Consider the following 23,690-nt stretch of genomic DNA (forward strand, 5'->3'; position numbering starts at 1 on the left):
CCTCCCGGGGGTGACCGGAGGGTTCCGGGTGGTGCGGAGGAGCGTGGCCGGCGCGCGGCGGCGGCCCGGCACGAGGTCTCGTCGGTCCGGCGTCACCGCCTGAGTCAACCCGGCGTCAACCGGCGTCACCCCGGTGTCAGCCCGGCGCGGCCGGGGCGTCCGCCGCCGGGGCCCGGCGCCTTGCTAGGAGGGAGCGGTGTGCCGTATCCAGCGCACCGCCGCCCAGACGGCGAACGCGGCGATGACCGTGAGGATGCCCGCCTCCAGCCACGCCAGTGGCCAGTGGTGGGCCGGTGCGTGGAAATCGAGGTACCAGCGGTCGGCGTCGTGCGTGGCGAGGCAGCGCTCGGGCGAGACCCCGACGCCGCAGACGTCATCCGGCAGACTTTCACCCGAACGGGTGAGGAGACCGCGTCCGAGCACCCACGTGCCGTCGTTCGGGTATCCGGGCATGCTCAGCGAGACCGCCCGGGTGCGCGGCCACAGGTGGGGGCGGACGATGCCGAGCACGGTCCGCACCAGCCCGTACCCCACCAGGGTCAGGACCATCGCCGCCACCGTGCGCCGTGTCACCAGCGCGGCCAGCGCGCCGAGCGCGACCCCGCAGAGGGCGTCGGCGACCGGCATCGGGCCGAGCATGCCGAACGCGTCGTACCAGCGCTGGCCGGGCAGCAGTTCGGTGGGGACGGCCGTCCAGCACCAGGTGTAGAGCGCCGACATCAGGGACACCCCGACGAGCACCAGCACCACGGGCACGGCGAGTTTGGCCGCGAGCCAGCGGGCCGGTGTGCCGGACTGCGTCCAGGCCAGCCGCCACGTACCGCTCTCCAGCTCGCGGGCGACCATCGGGCCGGCGGTGAACAGCCCCGCCAGCAGCGGCACGTACTGCACGACCAGTCCGTTGAAGTGCAGCGCGTCCCCGTACCCGGCCTGGAAGTCGGCGGCCGGGGACCAGCGTTCGGCGCATTCGGTGCCACCGCCCGCGCACAGGTCGTGCAGGGCCCGGACGTCCGCGTTGTGCCGCAGCATCAGGCCGAGGAGCGCCAGTTGCCCGAGGTGGGCCACCAGGAGCACGGCCAGGACGATGAGGGTGGCCCGGTGCTGGCGCAGGACGAGCCAGACGAAACCGCGCGGCCGGAAGCCGCGCCGGCCGGCCGCCGACGCGGAGGGGGCGGGTGCGGGAGTCAGGGTGGCGGTCACGCGGCGGCCCTCCCGGACCGGGGTTCGGCGCTCGGGGTGAGCAGCGGGGGTACTTCCGGGGAACGGAGGTGCGCGAGAAGCAGGTCCTCCAGGGTCGGCTCCGACACCTCCCACTCCCCTGCGACCGGCCCTTCCGGCCGGAGGACGGCGGTGAGCTGCCGGCCCGTGGTCCGCGCCGAGACGACCGTGTGCGCCCCGAACGTCCTGGGCGGCTCCGGGCCCTCGTGGCGGCCCACGACGACGCGGTGCACGCCGATCAGGTCCTCGACCTCGCCCGCCAGCCGGATCCGGCCGTCGCCCAGCAGCACCAGGTAGTCGCAGACGCCGTCGAGTTCGGAGAGGACGTGGGAGGCCAGCACGATGGTGGTGGCGTGCTCGGCGGCCTCGGCCATCAGCGCCGCGGTGATCTCGTGCCGCACCAGCGGGTCGAGGTCGGCCATCGGCTCGTCCAGCAACAGCAGGTCGGGGCGCTTGCCGAAGGCCAGGGCCAGGGCGACGCGGGTGCGCTGGCCGGCGGAGAGGGCGCCGACGCGGGCGTGCGCCGGCAGGTTGCCCTCCCTGACCAGTTGTTCCGCAGCCGCCTGGTCCCAGCGGCCCGGGTTGAGCTCGCGGCCCATGCGCAGGGTGTCGGCCACCGTGAACTGCGGGTACAGCGGCTTGTCCTGGGACAGATAGGCGACCCGGGGCCGCGTCCCCGGCCCGCCCGCCGGACCGCCCAGCACCTCCAGTCGCCCCGCCTCCGGCCGCCGCAGCCCCGCGACGACGGAGAGCAGGGTGGACTTGCCGGCGCCGTTCGGCCCGACGAGCGCGCAGACCCGCCCCGTGGGCACCCGGAACGAGCAGTCCCGCAGCGCCCAGGCACGCCGGTGCCTCACCCCCAGTCCGGCCGCCTCGATGGCGGTCCCGCCGGGGACGTAGGTCAGGTCGGTCATCCGGTCCCCTCGTCGGCGAGGTCCGTGAAGGTGGTGAGGTCGGGTGAGGCGCCGGGGGCCGCTGTGTCCGCGGCCGGTGGCGCGCCCATGGCCGCCGGGGTGCTCGCCGCAGTTGGGGGGCCGGCCGCCGCCGGTGCGCCCGTGGCCGCCGTGCCCGGCGTCGGGTCATCCGGTGAGGCGCTGTACGAGCCGCCGGACGACGCGCCGCCGAAGCACTTCTCCAGGACGGACGCCACCAGGGCGGAGACGTCGTCCCGGTCGAGCCCCGCCGCGCGGGCCCGCTCCGCCCAGCCGGCCAGCTCGACGCCGAGCGGCGAGTCGGCGGCGGCGTCCGGCCTGGCCAGGGAGCGCCGGACGAACGTCCCGAGCCCTGGGCGCGCCTCGACCAGGCCGGCGCGGTCGAGTTCGCGGTACGCCTTCAGCACGGTGTTCGGGTTGATGGCGGTGGCCGCGACAACCTCGCGGGCGGTGGGGAGCTGGTCGCCGGGCACCAGCAGGCCGAGCCGCAGCGCCTGCTCGACCTGCCGGGCGATCTGCACATAGGGAGCGACGCCGCTGCGCCGGTCGATGCGGAACTCGACCACGCCCTCGCCCCACCCCGCTTGCACCGGACCATTCCATCAAATGCCTAGTGAAAGCAGGATGACGTCGCTCCGCTTCCCCCGTCAACACCCTCGGGGCATCGGGCGCGCAGCCGGAATCCGGCACGGGAGTATGGCCGGAGGTGCAACCGGGAGCGGGGCCGGACGCGCGGGTCAGGACTCCGTGCGGTACATCAGATCCGTCTCGTGGACCGTGAAGCCCAGCCGTTCGTACACGGACACGGCCGGGGCGTTGTCCGCGTCCACGTAGAGCATCGCCGTGGGCAGGCCCGCCGCCGCGAGGTGGCGGAGGCCGATGCCGGTCAGCGCCTTGCCGAGCCCGCCGCCCTGGGCCCCGGGCCGGATGCCGACGACGTACACCTCGCCGAGCCGCTCCTCGGCGTGCACCTTCGTCCAGTGGAAGCCGACGATCGCACCGTCGCGCTCGGCGAGGAAGAAGCCCTCGGGGTCGAACCAGCTTTCGGCCTTGCGGTCGTCCAGGTCACGCTGGGTGAGCGAGCCCTGCTCCGGATGGTGCGCGAACGCCTCGGCGTTGACGGCGAGCCACGCCGCGTCGTCGGTGCCGGGACGGAACGTCCGTACGGTCACGCCTTCGGGCAGCCGGGGCTCGGGGAGGTCCAGGCCGTCCAGCGGCCGTCGCATCTGCCGCAACTCACGGAACAGGCTCATCCCCAGCACCTGCGCGAGGTGACGTGCGGCCGGGTGGCCGCCGTGCGCCCAGACGCGCAGCCGCTTGCCGGACTCCCGCAACAACGCGTTGCCCAGCGCCCGGCCGTGACCTCGCCCCCGGTACGCCGGGTGCACGACGAGCTCACCGGCGGGCGCCTCGACCGGGTCGGTGTCCTCCAACTGCGCGTACCCGGCGAGCGTCTCCGTGCCGTCGGTCACGTCGTGCAGCAGCAGGTGCCGGACGCCCGGCCGGCCGCCCTTCAACTGGAGCCGGCCCTGTTCGGAGACGGCGTACCGGCCGTCGGCGGCCGCGGCGTCCGCGATCAGCCGGAGCACCTCCCGCGCGCGCTCGGGCGTCGGCTCGTCCAGCACCTCGATACGGCGCCGTCCGCTCTCGTCGTTCCACTCGTCAGTCATGGCCCCGAGCCTATGCCGCGGCGGGGAACGGACCCGGCCGGCGTCCACTTCCGAGCGGCGTCCGCTCCCGGCCGGCGTCCGCTCCCGGTCGGCGTCCGCTCCCGGCCGGCGTCCGCGGGAGGGAAGGCCGCAGGGAACAGGTCCCGGGGGGCAGATCCGGGGGCAGGTCCCGGGGGCGGGCTCTGGGGAACAGGAGCGCACAAGCGCTACCAATTCGTCACCTCAACCCTCCTGCGCGCTACGCGCGTTGACCGTACGCTTTCGCAGACCGCGTCGCCTGGCACCTGCCGGCCCGCGCCCACATCCGCAGATTTCCGCACAAAGGGGAACCCATGCACGCGACGCCGCCACGGAAGCGCCTCGCGAGACAACTGGCCGCCAGCGCCGCCGTCCTCGCCGCCACCGCCGGTGTCCTCGCCGCCACGCCCGCCGGCGCGGCGACCTCGCACGACCACGGCTCCCACGGCCACGGCTCCCAGGGCCCGGGACACCGCCACGGCCGGACGGTCGACGTCCAGTTGCTGTCCTTCAACGACCTGCACGGCAACCTGGAGCCGCCGCAGGGCTCGTCCGGCACCGTCACCGAGACGCAGAAGGACGGGACGAAGAAGGTCATACCCGCCGGCGGAATGGAGTACCTGGCCGACGCGCTGCGCACCGCGCGCAAGGGGCACGAGTACTCGATCACCGCCGCGGCCGGCGACATGATCGGCGCCAGCCCGCTGATGTCCGGCCTGTTCCACGACGAGCCCACCATCGAGGCGCTCAACAAGCTGAAGCTCGACGTCACCTCGGTCGGCAACCACGAGTTCGACGAGGGCCGGGCCGAACTGCTGCGGATGCAGCGCGGCGGCTGCCACCCCAAGGAAGGCTGCTTCGAGAAGGGCAGAAAGTTCCGGGGCGCGGACTTCCCCTACCTCGCCGCGAACGTCACCGACGAGAAGACCGGCAAGCCCATCCTCAAGCCGTACACCGTCTGGCGGCACAAGGGCGTGAAGATCGGCATCATCGGCCTCACCCTCAAGGGGACCCCTGACGTCGTCACGGCCGAGGGCGTCAAGGGTCTGAAGTTCGCCGACGAGGTCGCGACCATCGACAAGTACGCCAAGGAACTCGACCGCCAGGGCGTCAAGGCGATCGTCACCCTCGTCCACGAGGGCGGCATGCCCGCCTCGGGCGCCTACAACGACGACTGCGACAGCCCGGGCGCCGGCGCCGGCATCTCGGGCCCGATCGTCGACATCGCCAAGAAGGTGACGCCGAAGGTCGACGCCTTCATCACCGGCCACACCCACCAGGCGTACGCCTGCACCATCCCCGACCCCGCGGGCAACCCGCGCACGGTGACCTCGGCCGCCTCCTTCGGCCGGCTGTACACGGACACCACGCTGACGTACGACCGCCGCACCCGCGACATCGTCCGCACCCCGGTCGCCCGGCCGCACGCCGCCAACCACGTCGTCGACCGCGACCGGCCCAAGGCCGCGGACATGACCTCCCTCATCGCGCGCTGGAACGCGCTCGCCGCCCCCATCGCCAACCGGCCCGTCGGCTACATCTCCGCCGACATCAACGGCCGCGGCTCCGAGGCGTACGAGAAGCCGCTCGGCGACGTCATCGCGGACTCCCAGCTCGAGGCCCTGGCCCCGGCCGACAAGGGCGGCGCCCGGATCGCCTTCATGAACCCCGGCGGCATCCGCTCCGACCTCGCCTACAAGGCGGCGGGCGGCGAAGGCGACGGCGTCGTCACCTACGGCAAGGCGTTCACCGTCCAGCCGTTCACCAACATGATGCAGACCGCCGACCTCACCGGCGCCCAGGTGATCTCCGTCCTCCAGCAGCAGGTCAGTGGCGCGGTCAACGGCCCCCAGCCGAAGATCCTGCAGATCAGCAAGGGCCTGACGTACACCCTGGACCTGACGAAGACCGGCGCCGACCGCGTCGTCGCCTCGTCCGTGAAGCTCGACGGCGTGGCGATCGACCCGGTGAAGACGTACCGCGTCGCGGCCAACGAGTTCCTGATGGGCGGCGGTGACGGCTTCGCCGCGTTCAAGGAGGCGAAGAACAAGCGGGTCGGCGCGTCCGACCTGGACGTCTTCCTCGCCTACCTGGGCGCCCACTCCTCCAAGACGAACCCGCTGTCCCCGCCGAAGGCGGACCGGATCACGGTCGTGAAGTAAGCGACCGGCGGCACGTGCGACGCCGCCCCGCAGCGGACGGTCCTGCTGCCGGGCGGCGTCAGTGGGCTCTCAGCTCCAGCCTTTGAAGATCTCCTCGGCTTCCATCACGGCCCACGCACGATCGAACCAGCGGTCCAGCGCGTCCAGGCACGGGCAGCTCATCACGCGCCGCCTGATGTCGAGCGACACGGGAATCGCCCGCTTCTCCAGGACGCGCAGCACCACGCGAGCGCGTTCTTCCTTCTTTCCCGCCAGAAACGCCTCTTCGATGATCGTGCCACTGCCGGGGAAGTTCGGGATCAGAGCCATCGGGCGCCTCCGCTGTGGGGGCACACGGGCATCCTCATTCCTGCCCCTCGATCAGGGCCTCGGCCCGGTCGACGACGAATGCCCGGTCGAACCACTGGTCCAGTGCGTCGAGGTCGGCGCAGTCGAGAATGCGGTCCCGCACCTCGGAGGGCACCGCGATGCCACGGTGCTCCAGTACCTGCAGGACGGATTGGGCTCGCCCCTTGGCTTCGCCGGCCAGCAGCGTCTCCTCGACGAACGTCCCGCGTCCGGGGAAATAGGTGCGGATGGCCATGAGCTTCCTCCAGGTCTCCCTCGCCTTGGTGTCTCCCAGGGCGATATCCAACAGCTCCACGTAGTAGGGGGCGACAGCCCGGTCGGCCGACCCCAGGGCGCTTGCCAGTGCCTTCAGTATGTCCGGGATCTCGGGGTCCCGCGCGTGTGTCATCGCGGAGAACGTCGCGAGGGTCAGGTCGCGTGCCGCCTCCTCCGCGTCGAGGATCTTCGGGATGTTTCCCGGGCCCAGGACCAGGGGGCGGACCGAGAGCGAGGGCCAGCTCCCCGGTCCCAGGTGGAACGGGCCCGCTGCCCAGTCGGCGGTCGCCTTGTCCTGGCAGGACACGAGGAGCAGCACGGGACAGGTGTACTTCGCCTTCAGGAACGCCAGGTAGTAGGCCCAGCTCACCGCCTTGTCGGCGTCCTTGCGCCCCTGCGATTCGACGGCGACCAGGAAGGGTTTGCTGCCGTCGCTCGGCTCGATCCGCAGCAGGCTGTCCACCCGCCGTTCCAGCGGTCTGATCTCCGTGAGGTCGGGCGACAGGATCTCCACGGATCTCTCGGGAGGCAGGCAGACCCCCAGCAGCCGGAAGACGGGCCCCAGCAGGGGTGGTTGCTCCTGGAAGATCCGGTGGGACGCCTCGTGTTGCGATGTGACCATGAGCCGAACGTAGGACTGCCGCGCGCCGCGCATCCCGCTTTCGGCGGGCGATCACTCATTCGACCCCTGGCGCGAACAAGCGTTCCCTTGCGAACTCGCGTTCCTTCCCGTTCGCCACGGCGCGCGGCCCGTCCGGGGCGCCGCCCGGCAACTGCCCGAGCGGCGCCGTGCGCCTCCGAGTGGCTCAGGAGGCCTGCCGTTCCAGCATGTTGAGGACCGCGGGGCGGACGGCGGCGATGTCGACGTCCAGCGCGGCGAGCACCTTCAGCGCGGAGCTTTCCTCCGCTCCGAGGAGGCCGAGGAGCACGTGCTCCGTGCCGATCCGGTCGTGTCCGAGGCCCTGGGCCGCGCGCACGGCGGCCGTGAGGGCCTCCTTGGCGTTCTCCGTGTAGGCCGGACGCGGAAACCGCAAAGCGCCGGCGCCGAACGACTCGTCGGCCCGGCGGCGGACCTCGTCGGCGTCGATGCCGAGGGTGGCCAGGGCGTCCTTCGCCGCCTGGCCGCCGGTGGGCTCCGTCCCGTCCGCCCGCCGCAGCCCGGCGACGCGTTCGCGCGCCCGCGGCAGGTCGACGCCGTACCCGCCGAGCACGTCGCCGGCACCGCCGCCGTCGGCGGTGGCGACGAGCCCGAGCAACAGGTGCTCGGTGCCGACGAAGTCGTGCCCGAGGGCCACGGCCTGGTCCTGCGCGGTGACCACGGCCCGCTTCCCGAGGTCGGTGAAATGCTCGAACACTCAGCTCTCCTTGCCTTCGGCCTTGCGCCTGCCCGCGTGCTTCTCGTGGACGGACTGCCTGCTCACCCGCAGCGCCTCCGCGATCCGCTGCCATGTCCAGCCCTGATCACGGGCGTTGTCGACATGGAGTCGTTCGAGCTCCTCCAGGAGACGACGCAGCGCGACCACGGCACCCATGCCCACGGCCGGGTCTTTGTCGGTGACTTGGCCGACCAGGTCGGCCGGCTTGCCCACATCCGTCATGCCGTCAGGTTGGCCTGACAAGCAGGGCGTGTCAAGGGTTCCTGACAGACGGGAGATGCCGCGCACGGCGCCACGGCGCGGCAGTCGCCGCCGCGCCTCACACCCCCGGCACGGCCCCCGGCACGTCCGCCGGCGGCTCCGTCGCCGCCCCGGGCAGCCGGACGACGGCGACCGTGCCCCCGCCCTCCGCCGGGCGGAGACCGACCTCGCCACCGGCGCGGCGGACGGTACGGGCGACGATGGAGAGGCCGAGGCCGCTGCCGGGCAGGCCACGAGCCGACGGGGAGCGCCAGAAACGGTCGAAGACGTGCGGGAGTTCCTCGGCGGGGATGCCCGGGCCGTGATCGCGTACGGTCAGCTCGCCACCGGACAGCCGCACCTCGACCACTCCGCCGGGCGGGCTGAACTTCACCGCGTTGTCCAGCAGGTTGACGATCGCGCGCTCCAGCGCGGGCGCCTCGGCGCGGACGTACCAGGGGTCGAGCTCCGCCGTCACCGTGAGCCCCGTCGCGCGCAACCGGGCGCGCTCGACGGCCCGCGCCGCCGCCTCGTGCAGTCCGACGACCTGGACGGGAGCGGACCCCGGCGCGCTGTCGGGGCGCGAGAGCTCCTGCAGGTCGCCGATGAGATCGGCCAGTTCGGTCATCTGCGCCTTGACGCTGCCGAGCAGCGCCTTGCGGTCCTCGGGCGGGATGGCGCGCCCGGTCTCCTCGCTGCGGACGAGGAGGTCGATGTTGGTGCGCAGGGAGGTGAGCGGGGTGCGCAGCTCGTGGCCGGCGTCGGCGATGAGCTGCTGCTGACGGTCGCGGGAGGACGCGAGCGCGGCCGTCATGGAGTTGAAGGACCGGGAGAGCCGCGCGATCTCGTCCTCGCCCTCGGCGGGAATGCGGACGGCCAGGTCCTCGGTCCTGGCGATGTGCTCGACGGCGCCGGTGAGCTGGTCCACCGGGCGGAGGGCCGCACGGGCGATGACGAGCCCGATGGCCGCCGCGCCGAGCACCCCGACCCCCGCGGTGACGACGAGGACGATGGCGAGCGCGTTCATGGGCCGGTCGATGTCGCTCACCGGCTGGGCGATCATCACGGCGAGCCCGGAGGCCACCCGCGTCGTGGCCACGCGCATCTCGGTGCCGTCGTCGGCACGGGCGTCGTGCAGGGTGTCGTCCAACTGCCCGGTGGCCACGGCCAGGTCCTCCACCTTGACCCGGACCGGGGACCGGCCGAGCTGCGTACAGACGACGCCGTCGGCGGTGACGGCCTGGATCGTGTACGGGGAGGGGGAGACGAGCTTGTCGGGGACGCGGGTGCCGCACCGGTCGAGCAGCCCCTGGACGTAGTCGTCGGCCACCTTCTGGCGGCTGAGCGTGGTGTCCCGCTGCTGTTCGAGCTGCTCCTTGGTCAGTATCCAGCAGGCTCCGGCGGCCACCGCGACGGCGACGGCGACGGCCGCGGCCGTCAGCAGGGCGAGCCGGGAACGGAGGGGGAGCCGGCGGAAACGGCTGATCATTCCGCGCCGTCCGCCCGGCCGGCACCGGGAGCCCGGTCCGCACCGGGAGCCCCGTCCGCACCGTGCACCCGCTCGGCGCCGTGAACCCGGTCGCCGCCGTCCGCCCGGAGCACGTAACCGACGCCGCGCACGGTGTGGACCAGCCGCGGCTCGCCACCGGCCTCCGTCTTGCGGCGCAGGTACATCACGTAGACGTCCAGGGAGTTGGAGGAGGGCTCGAACTCGAAACCCCAGACGTGCTTGAGGATCTGCTCACGGGTGAGCACCTGGCGGGGGTGGGCGAGGAAGAGTTCAAGGAGGGTGAACTCGGTACGGGTGAGCTCGACATGGCGGGTACCGCGGGTGACCTCCCGGGTGTCCGGGTCCATGCGCAGGTCGGCGAAGGTGAGGACGTGCGTCTCCTCGGGCGCGGCGGGAGCGGTGTAGGCGCTGCGGCGGAGCAGGGCGCGGATGCGGGCGAACAGCTCGTCGAGTTCGAACGGCTTGACGAGGTAGTCGTCCGCGCCGGCGTCGAGGCCGGTGACGCGGTCGCCGACGGTGTCGCGGGCGGTGAGCATGAGGATGGGCGTGGTGACGCCGGCGGCGCGCAGCCGGCGGGCCGCGGTGAGTCCGTCCATGCGCGGCATGAGCACGTCGAGGACGATCAGTTCGGGCTCGTACGCCGTGACCTTGGCGAGTGCGTCCAGGCCGTCGACGGCCAGTTCGGTGCCGTAGCCCTCGAAGGCGAGGCTGCGGCGCAGCGCCTCCCGGACGGCGGGCTCGTCGTCGACGACCAGGATGCGGGCGGACGCGGGTGCGTGCGCGGTCGTGGACGCGGACGGGTCGGCGGAGCTCATCGACGTTCCTCACGTGTTCTTTCGGCGGGCGCCTCGGCTTCTGCGGCGGCCGCCCCGGCTCGGCGGTCACCCCGGCGGCCGGCGGCCGGTCCGCCGGCACCTCAGCTTCCCACGCGGCCCCCGCGGTCCCGCGGCTCAGTCACCGCTGCCGCCCGCGCGCAGGCCGGCGAGGTCGGCCTTGACGTCGTTGACCGGGATGGCGAAGCCGAGGCCGACGCTGCCGGCGGAGTCGGACGAACCGCCGCCACCGCCCGACCCGGGCGCGAACATCGCGGAGTTGATGCCGACGATCTCGCCGTTCATGTTGATGAGGGCACCGCCCGAGTTCCCCGGGTTGAGGGAGGCGTCGGTCTGGATCGCCTTGTAGGTGGTCTTGGACGATCCGGTGTCGCCGTTGTACTGCTCACCGCCGAACTCGAACGGCCACCGCGGTCCGTTGTCGCGCTGCCGGCCGCCGCCGCCCTGCTCCTTGGGGACGGTGACCTCGCGGTTGAGGGCGGACACGATGCCGCTGGTGACGGTGCCGGTCAGGCCCTCGGGCGAACCGATGGCGACGACCTGGTCGCCGACCTGGATCTTGCTGGAGTCGCCGAGCCTGGCCGGCTTGAGGCCGCTCGCCCCCTCGATCCGGATCAGGGCGAGGTCCTTGCCGGGGTCGGTGCCGACGACCTTGGCGTTCTTGGTGGTGCCGTCGTGCAGGGTGACCTGGACGGTGTCCGCGCCGGCGATGACGTGGTTGTTGGTGATCACCTCGCCGCTCGCACTGATGATCACGCCGGAGCCGGTGGACCGGCCGCCGGAGGTGGCCGCCTTGATCTCCACGATGCCGGGGCCGGCGGCCTGCGCCACGGCGGTGACGCCCGCGCTGCGGCTGGCCGCGTTCTGCACCGGGGTCGGCCGGCTCGTGTCGCCCCCACCGCCCGTCAGCCCGGAGACCAGCGCGGCGGACCCGCCGCCGACCAGGGCGGCGACGAGGGCGCAGGTCGCGATGAGGGTACGGGCGCCTCGGCGGCGGCGGGGCGGCTCGGGGGAGCCGAAACCGGCGTGGCCGCCGTGCCCGCCGAAACCGCCGTGCCCGCCAAAACCGCCGGGGCCTGTGGGGCCGAGGGGTCCGTTGGGGCTGTTGTGGTGCCCTCCGTGGCCGCCGGGGCCGCCCTGGCCGCCGTGGCCGAGGCGGGGGACGCCGGTGGCGTACGCGCCGCTCCCGTAGGGGTCGCCGGGCCAGACGGTGGAGCCGTCCGGCGTGCTCACCGGTCCCTGCGGCGGGTGCGCCGGCGGGGCGGGGTAGGCGCGGGGGGACTCAGGGTGCTGGTGTCCGCTCGGGCGGGGGTTCTCCGTCGTCATATGTATGACTGTCCTCCCTGTTCATGAGAACAGTCTGAGTGCGCCCTGAGAAGCTCGCCAGAAGGGTGTGCGGTCCGGACGAGGGTCCCGGAGGCCGGGCGGCCGCGGGGCGCATACGCGACCCTGAGCGCCCCTGACAGGGTTCCGTCATGGTCCGAACGGGCGATACAGCGCGTGACGAGGGGCATCCTGATGTTGCGGAGAGTGCAGGGGACGCCCCGGAACGGCCGGGCCCGACCCGCTCGCAGTGATCAAGGAGTGAGGACGATGGCGGCGATGAGGACCACGGCGACGACGACGGACACGAGCGGCACGGCCCCCGCCTACGGCATCGCCGATCCCGGCGGGTACGGCTGGGGTGTCTTCCACGAACGGCACCCGGCTCTCGTCCGCCGGCTGTGCGAGGGCAATCCGTACGGTCCGGAGCAGCGAGGCCGCCTGGAGGCCCTGCTGGACGAGTCGCGTACGGGCAAGATCCGGCCGCCGTCGCCGGAGACGGCCGCCGTCGCCCCGTGGACGGCCCGGGACCGGCGCCACTACGGCCGGCCGTGGAGCGAGGCACCGTTCCTCTGGGCGGAGAGCTATTTCTACCTGCGCCTGCTGGAGTGCGTCGACCACTTCTCCCCCGGGCCGTGGCAGGGCGTCGATCCGTTCGCGCCCATGAAAAACGCCGAACTGGCCGACCCGGGGCTGGAGTCCGAGACCGCCTGGCTCGACGCACTGGCCGACGCGCCGCCCGACGAGGCGTTCCGCGCGCTGGTCCTGGCCTCCCTCCACGGCAACCGCGCCGACCTCGGATTCCGGTTGGTCCAGGCGGTCACCGACCCCGCGGACGGTGACTCCACCGGCGCCGGGGGCGGCCCCGGCGGCCCGCTCCTCTCGGACGACGTCGAGGCGCTGTGGAGACACGTCAGCCGGCGCCCGCCGGGCGCCGTCCACATGGTGCTCGACAACGCGGGCCGGGAGCTCCTCGCCGACCTCCTCCTCGCGGACCACCTGCTGACGACCGGACGTGCGACGTCCGTGGTCCTGCACGTCAAACCGCGGCCGTACTACGTCTCCGACGCCACGGCCTCGGACGTCCGCGACTGCCTGGTCCGCATGGCCGCCTTCCGGAACGAGGCGGGCAGGGCGGCCCGGCGCCTCCACGACGCCGCCGCCACGGGCCGGCTCCGGCAGACCACCCACGCCTTCCACTGTTCGCCCCTCGGCTTCGACAGCGTGCCCGCCGATCTCCGTGCCACCCTCGCCGGGGCCGCCCTGTGCGTTTTCAAGGGCGACCTCAACTACCGGCGCCTGGTCGGCGACCGCGCCTGGCCGGCCGACCGCCCGTTCTCCGACGCCGTGGCGGGCGTGCCCGGCTCGCTCGTGGCCCTGCGCACGCTGAAGTCCGAGGTCGCCGTAGGGCTGCCGAAGGAGACCACGGACCGGCTGGACGCTTCCCGGCCGGCGTGGCGCACGGACGGCTCACAGGCCCTCGTCCAGGCACGGCTGCGACCGTGAAGGGGACGGGAGGGGGGCACCGGCGCTCATGGCGACCTCGCCGACGGTGGCGGCGGTGGCGGCGGCGGCCGTGTCAGGTGCCTTGGCCCCGGCGGTCACGACCGGGGATGCGAGGCATCGGGCTCGGGCTGGAGCGCGGCCCGGGACTCGGCCCCGGGAGCGGGCTCGGGCTGGAACTCAGCCCGAGACCCGGGCTCGGAGTCGGGCTCGGACTCGGGTTCGGGCTTCGGAAGGAGGGGAGGCGACAGTGGCCACGGCCGAGACCGTCGCCGCCTCACGGACGGCGGAAGCGACGGCACACCCTCCGGTGGTGGCCGCTCCGGAGCCGGGGGCCGGGCCGTCGTCCGCTCGCCGGTCTACTCGCCGCCGCAGCCACACGACCGCCGGACGACCAGCGCCGAGGGGAACTGCTTCAACCGCTCCCGCCGCGTGCCCGCGAACCGCAGACCGTCGTCCAGCACCAGGTCGACGGCCGAGCGGGCCATCGCCTGCCGGTCGGAGGCCACCGTGGTGAGCGGCGGGTCGGTGAGCGCGGCCTCCTTGACGTCGTCGAAGCCGGCGACGGCCAGCTCGCCGGGGACGTCGATGCGCAACTCCCGGGCGGCGCGCAGCACGCCGATGGCCTGGTCGTCGGTGGCGCAGACTACGGCGGGCGGGCGGTCGGGGCCGGACAGCAGGTCCAGGGCCACCTTGTAGGCGTCGTAGCGGTTGTAGGGGGCGTGGAAGAGCCGGCCCTCGGTGGGCTTGCCGGCCTCGCGCATGGCCCGGCGCCAGCCCTCGACGTGGTCGGTGACCGGGTCGCCGACGGCCGGGGTGTGCTCGGTGCCGCCGAGGCAGGCGACGTAGGGGTGGCCGTGCTCCAGGAGGTGGCGGGTGGCGAGCTGGGCGCCGCCGATGTCGTCCGTCACCACGGCGACGTCGTCGATGGCGTCGGGGCGGCGGTGCATGAGGACCACGCGGGCGTCCCACGCGTCGATCTCTATGGCGGCGTGCTCGCTGGGGCCCTGGCTGATCAGGATGAGGCCGGAGACCCGCATGCCCAGGAAGGCCCGCAGGTAGTGCACTTCGCGTTCGTCGAGGTAGTCGGAGTTGCCGACCAGGACCATCTTGCCGCGCTCGGCCGCGGCCTGTTCGACCGCGTGCGCCATCTCCGCGAAGAAGGGCTGGCGGGCGTCCGGGACGATCAGGCCTATGAGGTCCGTCCGGCGGGAGGCCATCGCCTGGGCCACCCGGTCCGGCCGGTAGCCGAGCTCCTTGATCGCGGCCAGCACCCGCTCCCGCGTCGCCGGTGCCACCGGGCGCGGTCCGTTGTTGATGACGTAGCTGACCACCGCGGTGGATGTCCCCGCCAGTCTCGCCACATCGTCCCGCGTCACCTTGGCCACGCGCGGCAGTCTACGCGGGTCCACCTACCGTTTGGCCGGTCGCGGACTCTTTGTTCGGCCGGGGGACGGCGCCTCCGCGGCGGGGGTCCGCGCGGGCGGCTCCGCCATCCGTTCGGCCGCCGGCGCGGGGGTGTCCGTCTTCTCGCTCTTGTCCGGTTTCTCCGGCAGTACGAACCGGTAACCGACGTTCCGGACGGTCCCGATCAGCGACTCGTGCTCGGGTCCCAGCTTCGCGCGCAGCCGCCGGACGTGGACGTCCACGGTCCGGGTGCCGCCGAAGTAGTCGTACCCCCACACCTCCTGGAGGAGCTGCGCCCGGGTGAAGACCCGGCCCGGGTGCTGGGCCAGGTACTTCAGCAGCTCGAACTCCTTGAAGGTGAGGTCCAGCACCCGCCCCTTGAGCTTGGCGCTGTACGTCGCCTCGTCCACGGACAGGTCGCCGGTGCGGATCTCCATGGGGCTGTCGTCCGTCGAGATCTGCTGCCGGCCCATGGCCAGCCGCAGCCGGGCCTCCACCTCGGCGGGGCCGGCGGTGTCGAGGAGGACGTCGTCCACGCCCCAGTCGGCGGTGACGGCGGCCAGGCCGCCCTCGGTGACGACGAGGAGCAGCGGGCAGCCGGGGCCGGTGGAGCGCAGCAACTGGCAGAGGCTGCGGATGTGCGGGAGGTCCCGCCGGCCGTCGATCAGTATGACGTCGGCGCCCGGCACGTCCACGAGCGCGGGGCCCTCGGCGGGGGCGACGCGGACGCTGTGCAGCAGCAGTCCGAGCGCGGGCAGCACCTCGGCGGAGGGCTGGAGGGCGTTGGTCAGCAGCAGAAGGGAGCTCATCGACGGTCACCCGCCCCGTTGTCCGTCCTCTCCCCCGGCCTGCCGTCGGTCCTGCCGTTCCTGTCGTGCGCGCTTCGCTCGCCCATGGCGTCGGTTCCTCCTCGGTCCCTGCGACGGGGGTACCACCCAGGCGTGGTGCTGGGGGAGTGTGCGGGTGCGCGCCCGGAAGCACGCGTGCGCCCGGTCGTCCGCGGGGCGCACGTCCGAATGCACAAAAGGACCCGGGGGCGACTCTGCCCGGATCCTCTCTGCGCAGCAGAATAGCCCACATGACTTTCCCGGGCGCCGACGACTTTGCCCGACCTTGTGTTTCGTCGATCACTTCGGGTGGTCATCGCATCGTCCTCTTGACAGCCGACGGAGTGCCGGTGGAGGCCGCCCACCAGCCCGGACCGCCGCCGTCCGGGAAGGGCCCGCGGCCCCCCGCCGTCGTGCTCGCGCACGGTTTCACGGGGGCCCTGGACCGGCCCGCGCTACGCCGGGCAGCGAAGGTGTTCGCCCAGCACACGGCCGTGATCACGTTCTCGTTCCGGGGGCACGGCCGTTCGGGTGGACACTCCACGGTCGGCGACCGGGAGGTCCTGGATCTGGCCGCGGCCGTGAACTGGGCCAGGCGGCTGGGGTACGAGCGGGTGGCGACGGTCGGATTCTCGATGGGCGGATCCGTGGCACTGCGCCATGGTGGCCTGTACTCGCCGGGGACCGGCCGAGAGCACGAGGGGCGCACGGAGGCATACGCCGACATGGTGGTGTCGGTGAGCGCGCCCGCCCGCTGGTTCTACCGGGGGACGGCCCCGATGCGGCGGCTGCACTGGGCGGTGACGCGCCCGGCCGGCCGGGCGGTGGCCCGGTGGGCGCTGCGGACGCGGGTGCACCCCGCCGAGTGGGACCCGGTGCCGGTGCCGCCGGTGGCGGCGGTGCGGTTGATCGGGCCTCGGCGGGTGTTGATCGTGCACGGCGATCGGGACGCGTACTTTCCGCTCGATCACCCGCGGTCGCTGGCGGCGGCCGCGGATCCGGCGAACACGGAACTGTGGATCGAACCTGGGTTCGGCCATGCGGAAGCGGCTGCTCCGGACGGGCTGATGCGGCGGATCGCCCGGTGGGTGGTCGAGGGGTAGAGCCCCAGCCCCGCCCTTTCACCGTTTCCTGCGGGGCGCACCCCCGCACCCCCTGTATTCAGCCCGCCCGGTGTATTCAGCCCGTCCGGCGTTTGAGGACAAGCGGCGAAGCCGCGATCACAGGGGGCTGGGGGCTCGCCCCCAGGAATCGGCGAAGGTGGGGGTGCCCCCTCTGGGGGAGGGTCCGGGGCTCCCTACGCCTCCTCCGCCACCGGCTGCGCGAACTGCGCGGCGTACAGGCGCGCATAAGCGCCGTCCGCCGCCAGCAGCGACTCGTGATCCCCCTGCTCCACGATCCGCCCGGACTCCATCACCAGGATCACGTCCGCGTCGCGGATCGTCGACAGCCGGTGGGCGATCACGAAGCTGGTGCGGCCGGAGCGCAGCTCGGCCATGGCCTGCTGGATGAGGACCTCGGTGCGGGTGTCGACGGAGCTGGTGGCCTCGTCCAGGATGAGGATCTCCGGCTCGGCGAGGAACGCCCGCGCGATGGTGATCAGTTGCTTCTCGCCGACGCTGACGTTGCCGCCTTCCTCGTCGATCACCGTGTCGTAGCCGTCGGGCAGGGTCCGGACGAAGCGGTCGACGTGGGTGGCCTTGGCCGCCTCGACGATGCGCTCCGCCGTGGCGCCGTCGGCGCCGTACGCGATGTTGTCCGCGATCGTGCCGCCGAACAGCCAGGTGTCCTGGAGGACCATGCCGATGTGGGAGCGCAGCTCCTCGCGGGAGAGGGTCGCGACGTCGGTGCCGTCGAGGGTGATCCGGCCGCCGCCCACCTCGTAGAAGCGCATCAGCAGGTTGACCAGGGTGGTCTTGCCGGCGCCGGTGGGGCCGACGATGGCCACGGTCTGGCCGGGCCGGACGGTGAGGGAGAGGTCCTCGATGAGCGGCTTGTCCGGGTCGTAGCGGAAGGAGACGTTCTCGAACGCGACCTCGCCCCGGACGCGGCCGAGCTCGCGCTCGTCACCGTCCGGCGACTGCTCCTCGGCGTCGAGCAGTTCGAAGACGCGCTCGGCGGACGCGACGCCGGACTGGACGAGGTTGGCCATCGAGGCGACCTGGGTCAGCGGCTGGCTGAACTGGCGCGAGTACTGGACGAACGCCTGCACGTCACCGATCGACAGGGAGCCGCTCGCCACCCGCAGACCGCCGACGACGGCGACCAGGACGTAGTTGAGGTTTCCGACGAACATCATCGCGGGCTGGATGACACCGGATATGAACTGCGCCTTGAAACCGGCCCGGTAGAGCTCCTCGTTCTCCTTGCGGAAGGCCGCCGCGGACTCCTCCTGCCGGCCGAAGACCTTGACCAGCGAGTGGCCCGTGTACATCTCCTCGATGTGGCCGTTGAGCCGGCCCGTCGACGCCCACTGGGCCACGAACTGCGGCTGTGCGCGCTTTCCGACGGCGGTGACGACGTATATCGAGACGGGGACGGTGATCAGCGCGACGAGGGCCAGCAGCCAGGAGATCCAGAACATCACCGCGAGCACGCCGACCATGGTCAGCAGCGAGCCCATCATCTGGCTCAGGGTCTGCTGGAAGGTCTGGGCGATGTTGTCGATGTCGTTGGTGGCCCGGGAGAGAATCTCGCCGCGCTGCTGCTTGTCGAAGTAGCTCAGCGGCAGCCGCCCCAGCTTCTCCTCGACGTCCTGGCGCAGCCGGAAGACGGTGCGCTGGATGGCGGCGGTGACGACCCGCGCCTGGACGAGCCCGAACACGGACGCGGCGACGTAGATCAGCAGCACCCACAGCAGCACCGTGCCGACCGCGCCGAAGTCGATGCCCTGGCCGGGGGTGAAGTCGACGCCGGACAGGACGTCCGCGACGTTGCCGTGTCCGCCGCGGCGCAGGGCGTCCAGGGCCTGGGCCTTGGTGGTGCCGGCCGCCATCTGCTGTCCGACGACACCGGCGAAGATCAGGTCGGTGGCGTGGCCGAGCACCTTGGGACCGGCCACCGTCAGCGCGACACTGGCCAGGCCGAGCAGCAGCACCGCCCAGAGCATGGGCTTCTCGGGGCCCATGCGGGCGAACAGGCGGCGGCTGGAGCCCTTGAAGTCGGCGGACTTCTCGGTCGGCTGGCCGCCCATGAAGCGGGCGATGCCGGACGCGGGCGCGGGCCCCCGCCGGGCCGGGGCGTCCTTCCCCGGGGGCGTGCCCGGCTGCGTGCCGGACGTCGCGCCGGGTTCCCCGCCGGGGGACTTCTCCAGGGACGGGCCGGCGGACGGGGTGCCCGGGGCACCGCCGGACTCCGGCCGCTCCTCCGGTCCCGTCGCCTGCTGGGACTGCGCCGGGGTGCTCACGCGGCCTCCTCCTCGGTGAGCTGGGACAGCACGATCTCCCGGTAGGTCTCGTTCGACGCCATCAGCTCGGTATGGGTTCCGGTGCCGACGACGCGGCCCTCGTCCAGGACGACGATCCGGTCGGCGTCCCGGATGGTGGAGACGCGCTGGGCGACGACGAGGACGGTGGCGTCCTCGGTCTCCCGGGACAGCGCCGCCCGCAGCCGGGCGTCGGTGGCGTAGTCGAGCGCGGAGAACGAGTCGTCGAACAGGTAGATGCCGGGTCTGCGGACCAGGGCGCGGGCGATGGCCAGGCGCTGGCGCTGCCCCCCGGAGACATTGGAGCCGCCCTGGGCGACGGGTGCCTCGAGCCCGCCCTCCATCGCCTCGACGAACTCCCGGGCCTGCGCCGTCTCCAGCGCGGCCCACAGCTCCTCGTCGGTCGCGTCGGGCCGCCCGTAGCGGAGGTTGGAGGCGATGGTGCCGGAGAAGAGGTAGGGCTTCTGCGGGACCAGGCCCACCGTGCGGGCGATGAGGGCGGGGTCGGCCTCGCGCACGTTCACGCCGCCGATCAGGACCTCGCCCTCGGTGGCGTCGAAGAGCCGGGGTATCAGCCCGAGCAGCGTGGACTTGCCGCTGCCGGTGGAGCCGATGACGGCGGTGACCTCGCCGGGCCGCGCGACCAGGGAGACGTTCCTGAGCACGGGCTCCTCGGCGCCCGGGTAGCGGAACCCGGCGCCACGCAGTTCGAGGTGGCCGCGGCCGCGCAGCTCGGTGACCGGCGCGGTGGGCGGCACCACGCTGGACTCGGTGCTCAGCACCTCGTGGATCCGCTCGGCGCAGACCTCGGCACGCGGCACCATCATGAACATGAAGGTGGCCATCATGATCGCCATCAGGATCTGCATCAGGTAGCTGAGGAACGCGGTGAGGGCGCCGATCTCCATGTCGCCGCCGTCGATGCGGTGCCCGCCGAACCACAGCACGGCGACCGAGGCCACGTTCACGATCAGCATCACGGCCGGGAACATGACGGACGCCAGCCGGCCGGAGCGCAGCGAGACGTCCATGAGGGCGGTGTTGGCCTCGTGGAAGCGCTCGCGCTCGTGCTTGTCCCGGACGAACGCGCGGATGACGCGGATGCCGGCGATCTGCTCGCGGAGGACGCGGTTGACGGTGTCGATGCGCTCCTGCACGTCCTTGAACACCGGGCGCAGCCGCCGGACGATCAGCGCGACGACGACACCGAGCACGGGCACGATGGCCAACAGCAGTCCGGACAGCGGCACGTCCTGCTTGAGGGCCATCAGGATGCCGCCGACGCACATGATGGGCGCGGCCACCATCAGCGTGAACGACATCAGGACCAGCATCTGGACCTGCTGGACGTCGTTGGTGGTGCGCGTGATCAGGGAGGGCGCCCCGAACCTGCCCACCTCGCGGGCGGAGAAGGACTGCACCCGGTCGAAGACCTCCGCGCGCAGGTCACGGCCGACGGCCATCGCGATCCGCGCGCCGACGTACACCGCGCCGAGCGAGCAGACCAACTGCACGAGGGCCACCGCGGCCATCACCCCGCCGGTGGTGAGGATGTAGCCGGTATCGCCCTTCACCACACCCTTGTCGATGATGTCGGCGTTGAGCGTGGGCAGATAGAGCGTCGCGAGCGTTTGGACGAGCTGAAGGAGCACTACCAGCGCCAAGGGGCGGGAGTAGCTCTTCAGTCGAGCTCGAAGTAGGCGTACCAGCACATGAGAAGCCTATGCGACCGCCGTTCGTGCGATCCCCTGGTTTTTTCCCCCGGGTTTCCCCGGTTTCCCCCGTTACCGTTCCCGGTGGGCCCACGGGTCGCCCGCTCCCCGGGATTTCCCCGGGTTTCCGTACCGTGCCGGGGGGAATCCCCTGAGATCGCCTCCGGGATCTCCCGGAGATTCCGCCCGGATTTCGCGGCCGGGGGCCGGGGGCGGGCCGGTACCCGTCATCATGGAGACGGAAGAAGCGGCGATGACGCAGCCGACACAGGAACCGAAACGTGAAAGCGGGGTGGCCGTGGCGATCGCGGACACGGCACGACCGGGGCCGCGGGACCGGACGGTGCCGACGGGCACGATCCGGTACTGGGCCGCGGCGAAGGCCGCCGCCGGCACGGCCGAGGAGCCCTACGCGGCGCCGACGCTCGCCGACGCCCTGGCCGCCGCCCGGGAGCGGCACGCGGAACGCCCGGAGTTCGCGCGGGTCCTCGCGCGCTGCTCCTTCCTCGTGGACGGCGACCCGGTCGGCACCCGCGCGCACACCACGGTCCAACTGGCCGAGGGCGGCACGGTCGAAGTGCTCCCGCCCTTCGCAGGAGGGTGACACCGGCACGATGAGGGCACGATGAGCGACCAGTACCACGACCCGTACCAGCCGCGGGACCCGTACGCCGGGTACGACGCGTACGACGCACAGGGCCGGCAGGAGGGTGCCGGGCACCACGGCGACGCCGGCCATGACGGTCACGGCGGCCACGGCGGATACGCCGGCCACGACGGATACGCCGCCTACGACCCGCGCGCCGGCGACGGCACGACGGGCGGCGGCGCGTACGGCTACGCGTACCCCCCGCAGCAGCCGCAGCCGCAGCCGCATCAACAGCAGCCGCAGGCGCAGCCGCATCGGCCGCAGGCGCAGCACCCGCAGGCCCAGGCGCAGCAGCCGGCGCAGAGTGGGGCGGCCTGGCCCACGGCCGGCGGGCAGCAGGGCTGGGCCCCCGCCGACGACCAGCCGACGCAGACGTGGCAGGCGCAGACCTGGGAGACGCAGGCCTGGCAGCAGCAACTGCCGGTGGCGGAGCCGTCGTACGGGACGCAGTCCCCCGACCGGGCCCACGACCGGTCCCAGGCCCCCGCCTGGGCCGGTGCCCCGGGGCCGGAGACGGGCGCCCCGGGCTGGTCCGGGCACCGGCGGGCCGCGCCGGCCGCCGCGCCGGCGACGGACCCCGGCGGCCGGCCGGAGACGGCGCCCGTCCCGGCGCCGGCCGCGGCCGGGGAGCCGGAGCGGCCGATGACGGCCGCGGAGAAGGCCAGGGCGGAGGGCCGGCCGCAGATCCTGTCGCCCGGTTTCCGGCCCGCGCTGCTGACGGCCGTGCTGGCCGCGCTGGTGGCCCTCGCCGCGCCCCTGGGCCAGGCGGCACTGGCCGTCCCGGTGGTGCTGCTCCAGGCGGTGACCGCGGCGGGTTGGTTCCGGCTCAACGGCATGTGGCCCGCCCGGCAGGGCATCGCGCTGGCGTTCCTGGGCGGCCTGGTCGCCGACGCCGGGCTGCTGGCCGTCAAGGCCGAGCGGGCTCCCACGGTGCTGCTGGGCACGCTCGGCGTCTGGCTGCTGCTGGTGGTCGTGCTCCAGTTGCGCAGCCACGCCTCGCCGGACGAGCGGTTGTACGGGCTGACGACGGCCGGCGGTTCGACCGTCCTCGCGGTCCTCGCGGCCGGGCACCTCGCCGCGGACCGCGACGCGGTGGTGGTCGGCGGCATCGCGGTGGCCGTGGCGGTCCTGGCCCGGGCGCTGCCGCTGCCGTCGATGGCCTCCCCGGTCGTCGCGCTGCTCGCGGCGGCGGGCGCGGGCGTGCTCGGCGGCCAGTTGACGCACACCGGGGGCTCCGCCGCCCTGCTGGGGCTGGCGGCCGGCGTCTGCGCGCTGGTCGGCCTGCGGGTGGCCAGCTACGACTACCCGTCGCGCTTCGTGCACATGACCGCGGGCGTCGCGCTGCCGCTGGCGCTCGCCGCCCCGGCGGTCTACGTGGTGGGCCGGGCGCTGTTCTGAGCCGTGCCGAGCGGCCGGCGGGCCGTGTGTCCCGTCACGGCGGGCCGTCCCCGGAGAACCGGGGGCGGCCCGTCTCCGTCTTCAAGGTCGTCATGACCACATTGCCCTGAGGACCGGCTGGGTAGGCTCGCCGGAACGGCAAGGCCCGAACCGACCCTGGGGGAACGTCACCCGATGCGCGCCATACGCACCCTGTTGATCGTCGTCGTGGTCCTGGGCGGCCTCTTCGTCGCCGCCGACCGCGTGGCGGTCTGGTACGCGGAGAACGAAGCGGCGGACAAGATACGCAGCAGCCAGAACATGTCCGGCACACCCGACGTCTCCATCAAGGGCTTCCCGTTCCTGACCCAGGTGGCGGACTCCAAGCTGGACGAGGTCGAGGTCTCGCTCGACGGCGGCGTGACGGCCGGCACGGGCGACAAGACGATCCGGGTGAGCGACTTCGACGCGACCCTGCACGGCGTCCGTGTCGACAGCAGCTTCACCTCCGCCGTCGCCGACCGGGCCTCGGGCACGGCCCACATCTCCTACGAGGACCTGAGCCGCATCGCCGGTCAGGGGATCACCGTGGGCTATGGCGGCAAGGACGCGTCCGGCACCAGCCGGGTGAAGGTGACCGGCAGCATCCCGCTGCCGATGGGCGTGGTGAAGCGGAGTGTGGTCTCCACGGTGAGCCTGGTGGGCGACACGCGGGTGCGGGTGCACGCGGAGAAGGTCCCTTCGGATCTGCCGGGACTGGAGGGGCTGATCCGGTCGAAGACGGATTTCGAGCGGGAGATCACCGGGTTGCCCCGGGGGATCAAGCTCACGAAGGTCGAGACGAACGAGAAGGGTGTGGAGATCACACTGGGTGGGACGGGTGTCCGCCTGGCGGGATGAGCCCCA

The 23,690-nt window shown here is 73.0% G+C and carries 20 protein-coding genes and 1 pseudogene; 6 read left to right on the forward strand and 15 right to left on the reverse strand.

Features of this window, described 5'->3' with window-relative positions:
- Positions 1–183: 183 nt before the first annotated feature.
- From ACZ6X9_RS05315 to mshD, 4 genes and pseudogenes are all read right to left on the reverse strand, one after another.
- Positions 184–1,200, reverse strand: coding sequence for a hypothetical protein (locus tag ACZ6X9_RS05315; RefSeq protein ID WP_469776530.1), 1,017 nt, complete (start codon positions 1,198–1,200; stop codon positions 184–186).
- On the reverse strand, positions 1,197–2,132 hold the full coding sequence (locus ACZ6X9_RS05320; RefSeq protein ID WP_469776531.1) for an ABC transporter ATP-binding protein: 936 nt from the start codon (positions 2,130–2,132) through the stop codon (positions 1,197–1,199). The genes ACZ6X9_RS05315 and ACZ6X9_RS05320 overlap by 4 nt, the downstream gene beginning before the upstream one ends.
- Before the next feature lie 191 nt (positions 2,133–2,323).
- Positions 2,324–2,716: pseudogene (locus ACZ6X9_RS05325) on the reverse strand (GntR family transcriptional regulator); the annotation flags it as partial.
- Between the two features lie 171 nt (positions 2,717–2,887).
- Positions 2,888–3,820 (reverse strand): mycothiol synthase, encoded by a 933-nt coding sequence (gene mshD / locus ACZ6X9_RS05330; protein ID WP_469776532.1) that lies wholly within the window; start codon positions 3,818–3,820, stop codon positions 2,888–2,890.
- A gap of 332 nt (positions 3,821–4,152) precedes the next feature.
- Here mshD and ACZ6X9_RS05335 point away from each other — a divergent pair, with 332 nt between their 5' ends.
- A complete protein-coding gene (locus ACZ6X9_RS05335) occupies positions 4,153–6,000 on the forward strand; it encodes a bifunctional metallophosphatase/5'-nucleotidase (RefSeq protein WP_469776533.1) in 1,848 nt (615 codons plus the stop codon).
- A 69-nt stretch (positions 6,001–6,069) separates the two neighbouring features.
- Here ACZ6X9_RS05335 and ACZ6X9_RS05340 read toward each other — a convergent pair whose 3' ends face one another.
- From ACZ6X9_RS05340 to ACZ6X9_RS05370, 7 genes are all read right to left on the reverse strand, one after another.
- Positions 6,070–6,309 carry a hypothetical protein gene (locus ACZ6X9_RS05340; RefSeq protein WP_469776534.1) on the reverse strand — a complete coding sequence of 80 codons (240 nt, stop codon included), beginning with the start codon at positions 6,307–6,309 and terminating at the stop codon, positions 6,070–6,072.
- 34 nt (positions 6,310–6,343) lie between these two features.
- Positions 6,344–7,225, reverse strand: a complete 882-nt coding sequence (locus tag ACZ6X9_RS05345; protein WP_469776535.1) for a hypothetical protein — start codon at positions 7,223–7,225, stop codon at positions 6,344–6,346.
- Between the two features lie 184 nt (positions 7,226–7,409).
- Positions 7,410–7,958, reverse strand: coding sequence for a Clp protease N-terminal domain-containing protein (locus ACZ6X9_RS05350; protein ID WP_469776536.1), 549 nt, complete (start codon positions 7,956–7,958; stop codon positions 7,410–7,412).
- Positions 7,959–8,201 carry a helix-turn-helix domain-containing protein gene (locus ACZ6X9_RS05355; protein WP_469776537.1) on the reverse strand — a complete coding sequence of 81 codons (243 nt, stop codon included), beginning with the start codon at positions 8,199–8,201 and terminating at the stop codon, positions 7,959–7,961.
- Positions 8,202–8,298: 97 nt separating this feature from the next.
- On the reverse strand, positions 8,299–9,708 hold the full coding sequence (locus ACZ6X9_RS05360; protein ID WP_469776538.1) for a sensor histidine kinase: 1,410 nt from the start codon (positions 9,706–9,708) through the stop codon (positions 8,299–8,301).
- A complete protein-coding gene (locus ACZ6X9_RS05365; RefSeq protein WP_469776539.1) occupies positions 9,705–10,544 on the reverse strand; it encodes a response regulator transcription factor in 840 nt (279 codons plus the stop codon). The genes ACZ6X9_RS05360 and ACZ6X9_RS05365 overlap by 4 nt, the downstream gene beginning before the upstream one ends.
- 135 nt (positions 10,545–10,679) lie before the next feature.
- The gene (locus ACZ6X9_RS05370) at positions 10,680–11,888 is read right to left on the reverse strand and encodes a S1C family serine protease (protein ID WP_469776540.1); all 1,209 of its coding nucleotides are present in this window, start codon (positions 11,886–11,888) and stop codon (positions 10,680–10,682) included.
- 267 nt (positions 11,889–12,155) lie between these two features.
- Here ACZ6X9_RS05370 and ACZ6X9_RS05375 point away from each other — a divergent pair, with 267 nt between their 5' ends.
- Entirely contained in the window at positions 12,156–13,391 is a 1,236-nt protein-coding gene (locus ACZ6X9_RS05375; protein ID WP_469776541.1) for a damage-control phosphatase ARMT1 family protein, read from the forward strand.
- 356 nt (positions 13,392–13,747) lie between these two features.
- Here the strand turns inward: ACZ6X9_RS05375 and ACZ6X9_RS05380 are convergent, their stop codons facing one another.
- Complete coding sequence (locus ACZ6X9_RS05380; protein ID WP_469776542.1) at positions 13,748–14,776, reverse strand: LacI family DNA-binding transcriptional regulator; 1,029 nt, start codon at positions 14,774–14,776, stop codon at positions 13,748–13,750.
- Between the two features lie 24 nt (positions 14,777–14,800).
- Positions 14,801–15,604 (reverse strand): response regulator transcription factor, encoded by an 804-nt coding sequence (locus ACZ6X9_RS05385; RefSeq protein WP_469776543.1) that lies wholly within the window; start codon positions 15,602–15,604, stop codon positions 14,801–14,803.
- A gap of 269 nt (positions 15,605–15,873) precedes the next feature.
- On the opposite strand from ACZ6X9_RS05385, the gene ACZ6X9_RS05390 reads away from it, so the two are divergent.
- Positions 15,874–16,725 (forward strand): alpha/beta hydrolase family protein, encoded by an 852-nt coding sequence (locus ACZ6X9_RS05390; RefSeq protein WP_469776544.1) that lies wholly within the window; start codon positions 15,874–15,876, stop codon positions 16,723–16,725.
- 194 nt (positions 16,726–16,919) lie between these two features.
- Here the strand turns inward: ACZ6X9_RS05390 and ACZ6X9_RS05395 are convergent, their stop codons facing one another.
- Positions 16,920–18,815 (reverse strand): ABC transporter ATP-binding protein, encoded by a 1,896-nt coding sequence (locus ACZ6X9_RS05395; protein WP_469776665.1) that lies wholly within the window; start codon positions 18,813–18,815, stop codon positions 16,920–16,922.
- 209 nt (positions 18,816–19,024) lie between these two features.
- The gene (locus ACZ6X9_RS05400) at positions 19,025–20,758 is read right to left on the reverse strand and encodes an ABC transporter ATP-binding protein (RefSeq protein ID WP_469776545.1); all 1,734 of its coding nucleotides are present in this window, start codon (positions 20,756–20,758) and stop codon (positions 19,025–19,027) included.
- A gap of 343 nt (positions 20,759–21,101) precedes the next feature.
- On the opposite strand from ACZ6X9_RS05400, the gene ACZ6X9_RS05405 reads away from it, so the two are divergent.
- The 3 genes from ACZ6X9_RS05405 to ACZ6X9_RS05415 all read left to right on the forward strand — a co-directional run bounded on the left by ACZ6X9_RS05405 (position 21,102) and on the right by ACZ6X9_RS05415 (position 23,684).
- Positions 21,102–21,362 carry a MoaD/ThiS family protein gene (locus ACZ6X9_RS05405; protein WP_040891105.1) on the forward strand — a complete coding sequence of 87 codons (261 nt, stop codon included), beginning with the start codon at positions 21,102–21,104 and terminating at the stop codon, positions 21,360–21,362.
- A 21-nt stretch (positions 21,363–21,383) separates the two neighbouring features.
- Positions 21,384–22,805, forward strand: coding sequence for a hypothetical protein (locus ACZ6X9_RS05410; protein WP_469776546.1), 1,422 nt, complete (start codon positions 21,384–21,386; stop codon positions 22,803–22,805).
- 174 nt (positions 22,806–22,979) lie between these two features.
- On the forward strand, positions 22,980–23,684 hold the full coding sequence (locus tag ACZ6X9_RS05415) for an LmeA family phospholipid-binding protein (protein WP_469776547.1): 705 nt from the start codon (positions 22,980–22,982) through the stop codon (positions 23,682–23,684).
- The last annotated feature ends 6 nt before the right edge of the window (positions 23,685–23,690 follow it).

Source organism: Streptomyces sp. NPDC052910 (assembly GCF_055585605.1).

Coding starts and splice junctions, on each gene's coding strand:
- ACZ6X9_RS05320 (WP_469776531.1), bottom strand. CDS start 2,132: ATGACCGACCTGACCTACGTCCCCGGCGGGACCGCCATCGAGGCGGCC.
- mshD (WP_469776532.1), bottom strand. CDS start 3,820: ATGACTGACGAGTGGAACGACGAGAGCGGACGGCGCCGTATCGAGGTG.
- ACZ6X9_RS05335 (WP_469776533.1), top strand. CDS start 4,153: ATGCACGCGACGCCGCCACGGAAGCGCCTCGCGAGACAACTGGCCGCC.
- ACZ6X9_RS05340 (WP_469776534.1), bottom strand. CDS start 6,309: ATGGCTCTGATCCCGAACTTCCCCGGCAGTGGCACGATCATCGAAGAG.
- ACZ6X9_RS05345 (WP_469776535.1), bottom strand. CDS start 7,225: ATGGTCACATCGCAACACGAGGCGTCCCACCGGATCTTCCAGGAGCAA.
- ACZ6X9_RS05355 (WP_469776537.1), bottom strand. CDS start 8,201: ATGACGGATGTGGGCAAGCCGGCCGACCTGGTCGGCCAAGTCACCGAC.
- ACZ6X9_RS05360 (WP_469776538.1), bottom strand. CDS start 9,708: ATGATCAGCCGTTTCCGCCGGCTCCCCCTCCGTTCCCGGCTCGCCCTG.
- ACZ6X9_RS05365 (WP_469776539.1), bottom strand. CDS start 10,544: ATGAGCTCCGCCGACCCGTCCGCGTCCACGACCGCGCACGCACCCGCG.
- ACZ6X9_RS05370 (WP_469776540.1), bottom strand. CDS start 11,888: ATGACGACGGAGAACCCCCGCCCGAGCGGACACCAGCACCCTGAGTCC.
- ACZ6X9_RS05375 (WP_469776541.1), top strand. CDS start 12,156: ATGGCGGCGATGAGGACCACGGCGACGACGACGGACACGAGCGGCACG.
- ACZ6X9_RS05385 (WP_469776543.1), bottom strand. CDS start 15,604: ATGAGCTCCCTTCTGCTGCTGACCAACGCCCTCCAGCCCTCCGCCGAG.
- ACZ6X9_RS05390 (WP_469776544.1), top strand. CDS start 15,874: ATGACTTTCCCGGGCGCCGACGACTTTGCCCGACCTTGTGTTTCGTCG.
- ACZ6X9_RS05395 (WP_469776665.1), bottom strand. CDS start 18,815: ATGGGCGGCCAGCCGACCGAGAAGTCCGCCGACTTCAAGGGCTCCAGC.
- ACZ6X9_RS05410 (WP_469776546.1), top strand. CDS start 21,384: ATGAGCGACCAGTACCACGACCCGTACCAGCCGCGGGACCCGTACGCC.
- ACZ6X9_RS05415 (WP_469776547.1), top strand. CDS start 22,980: ATGCGCGCCATACGCACCCTGTTGATCGTCGTCGTGGTCCTGGGCGGC.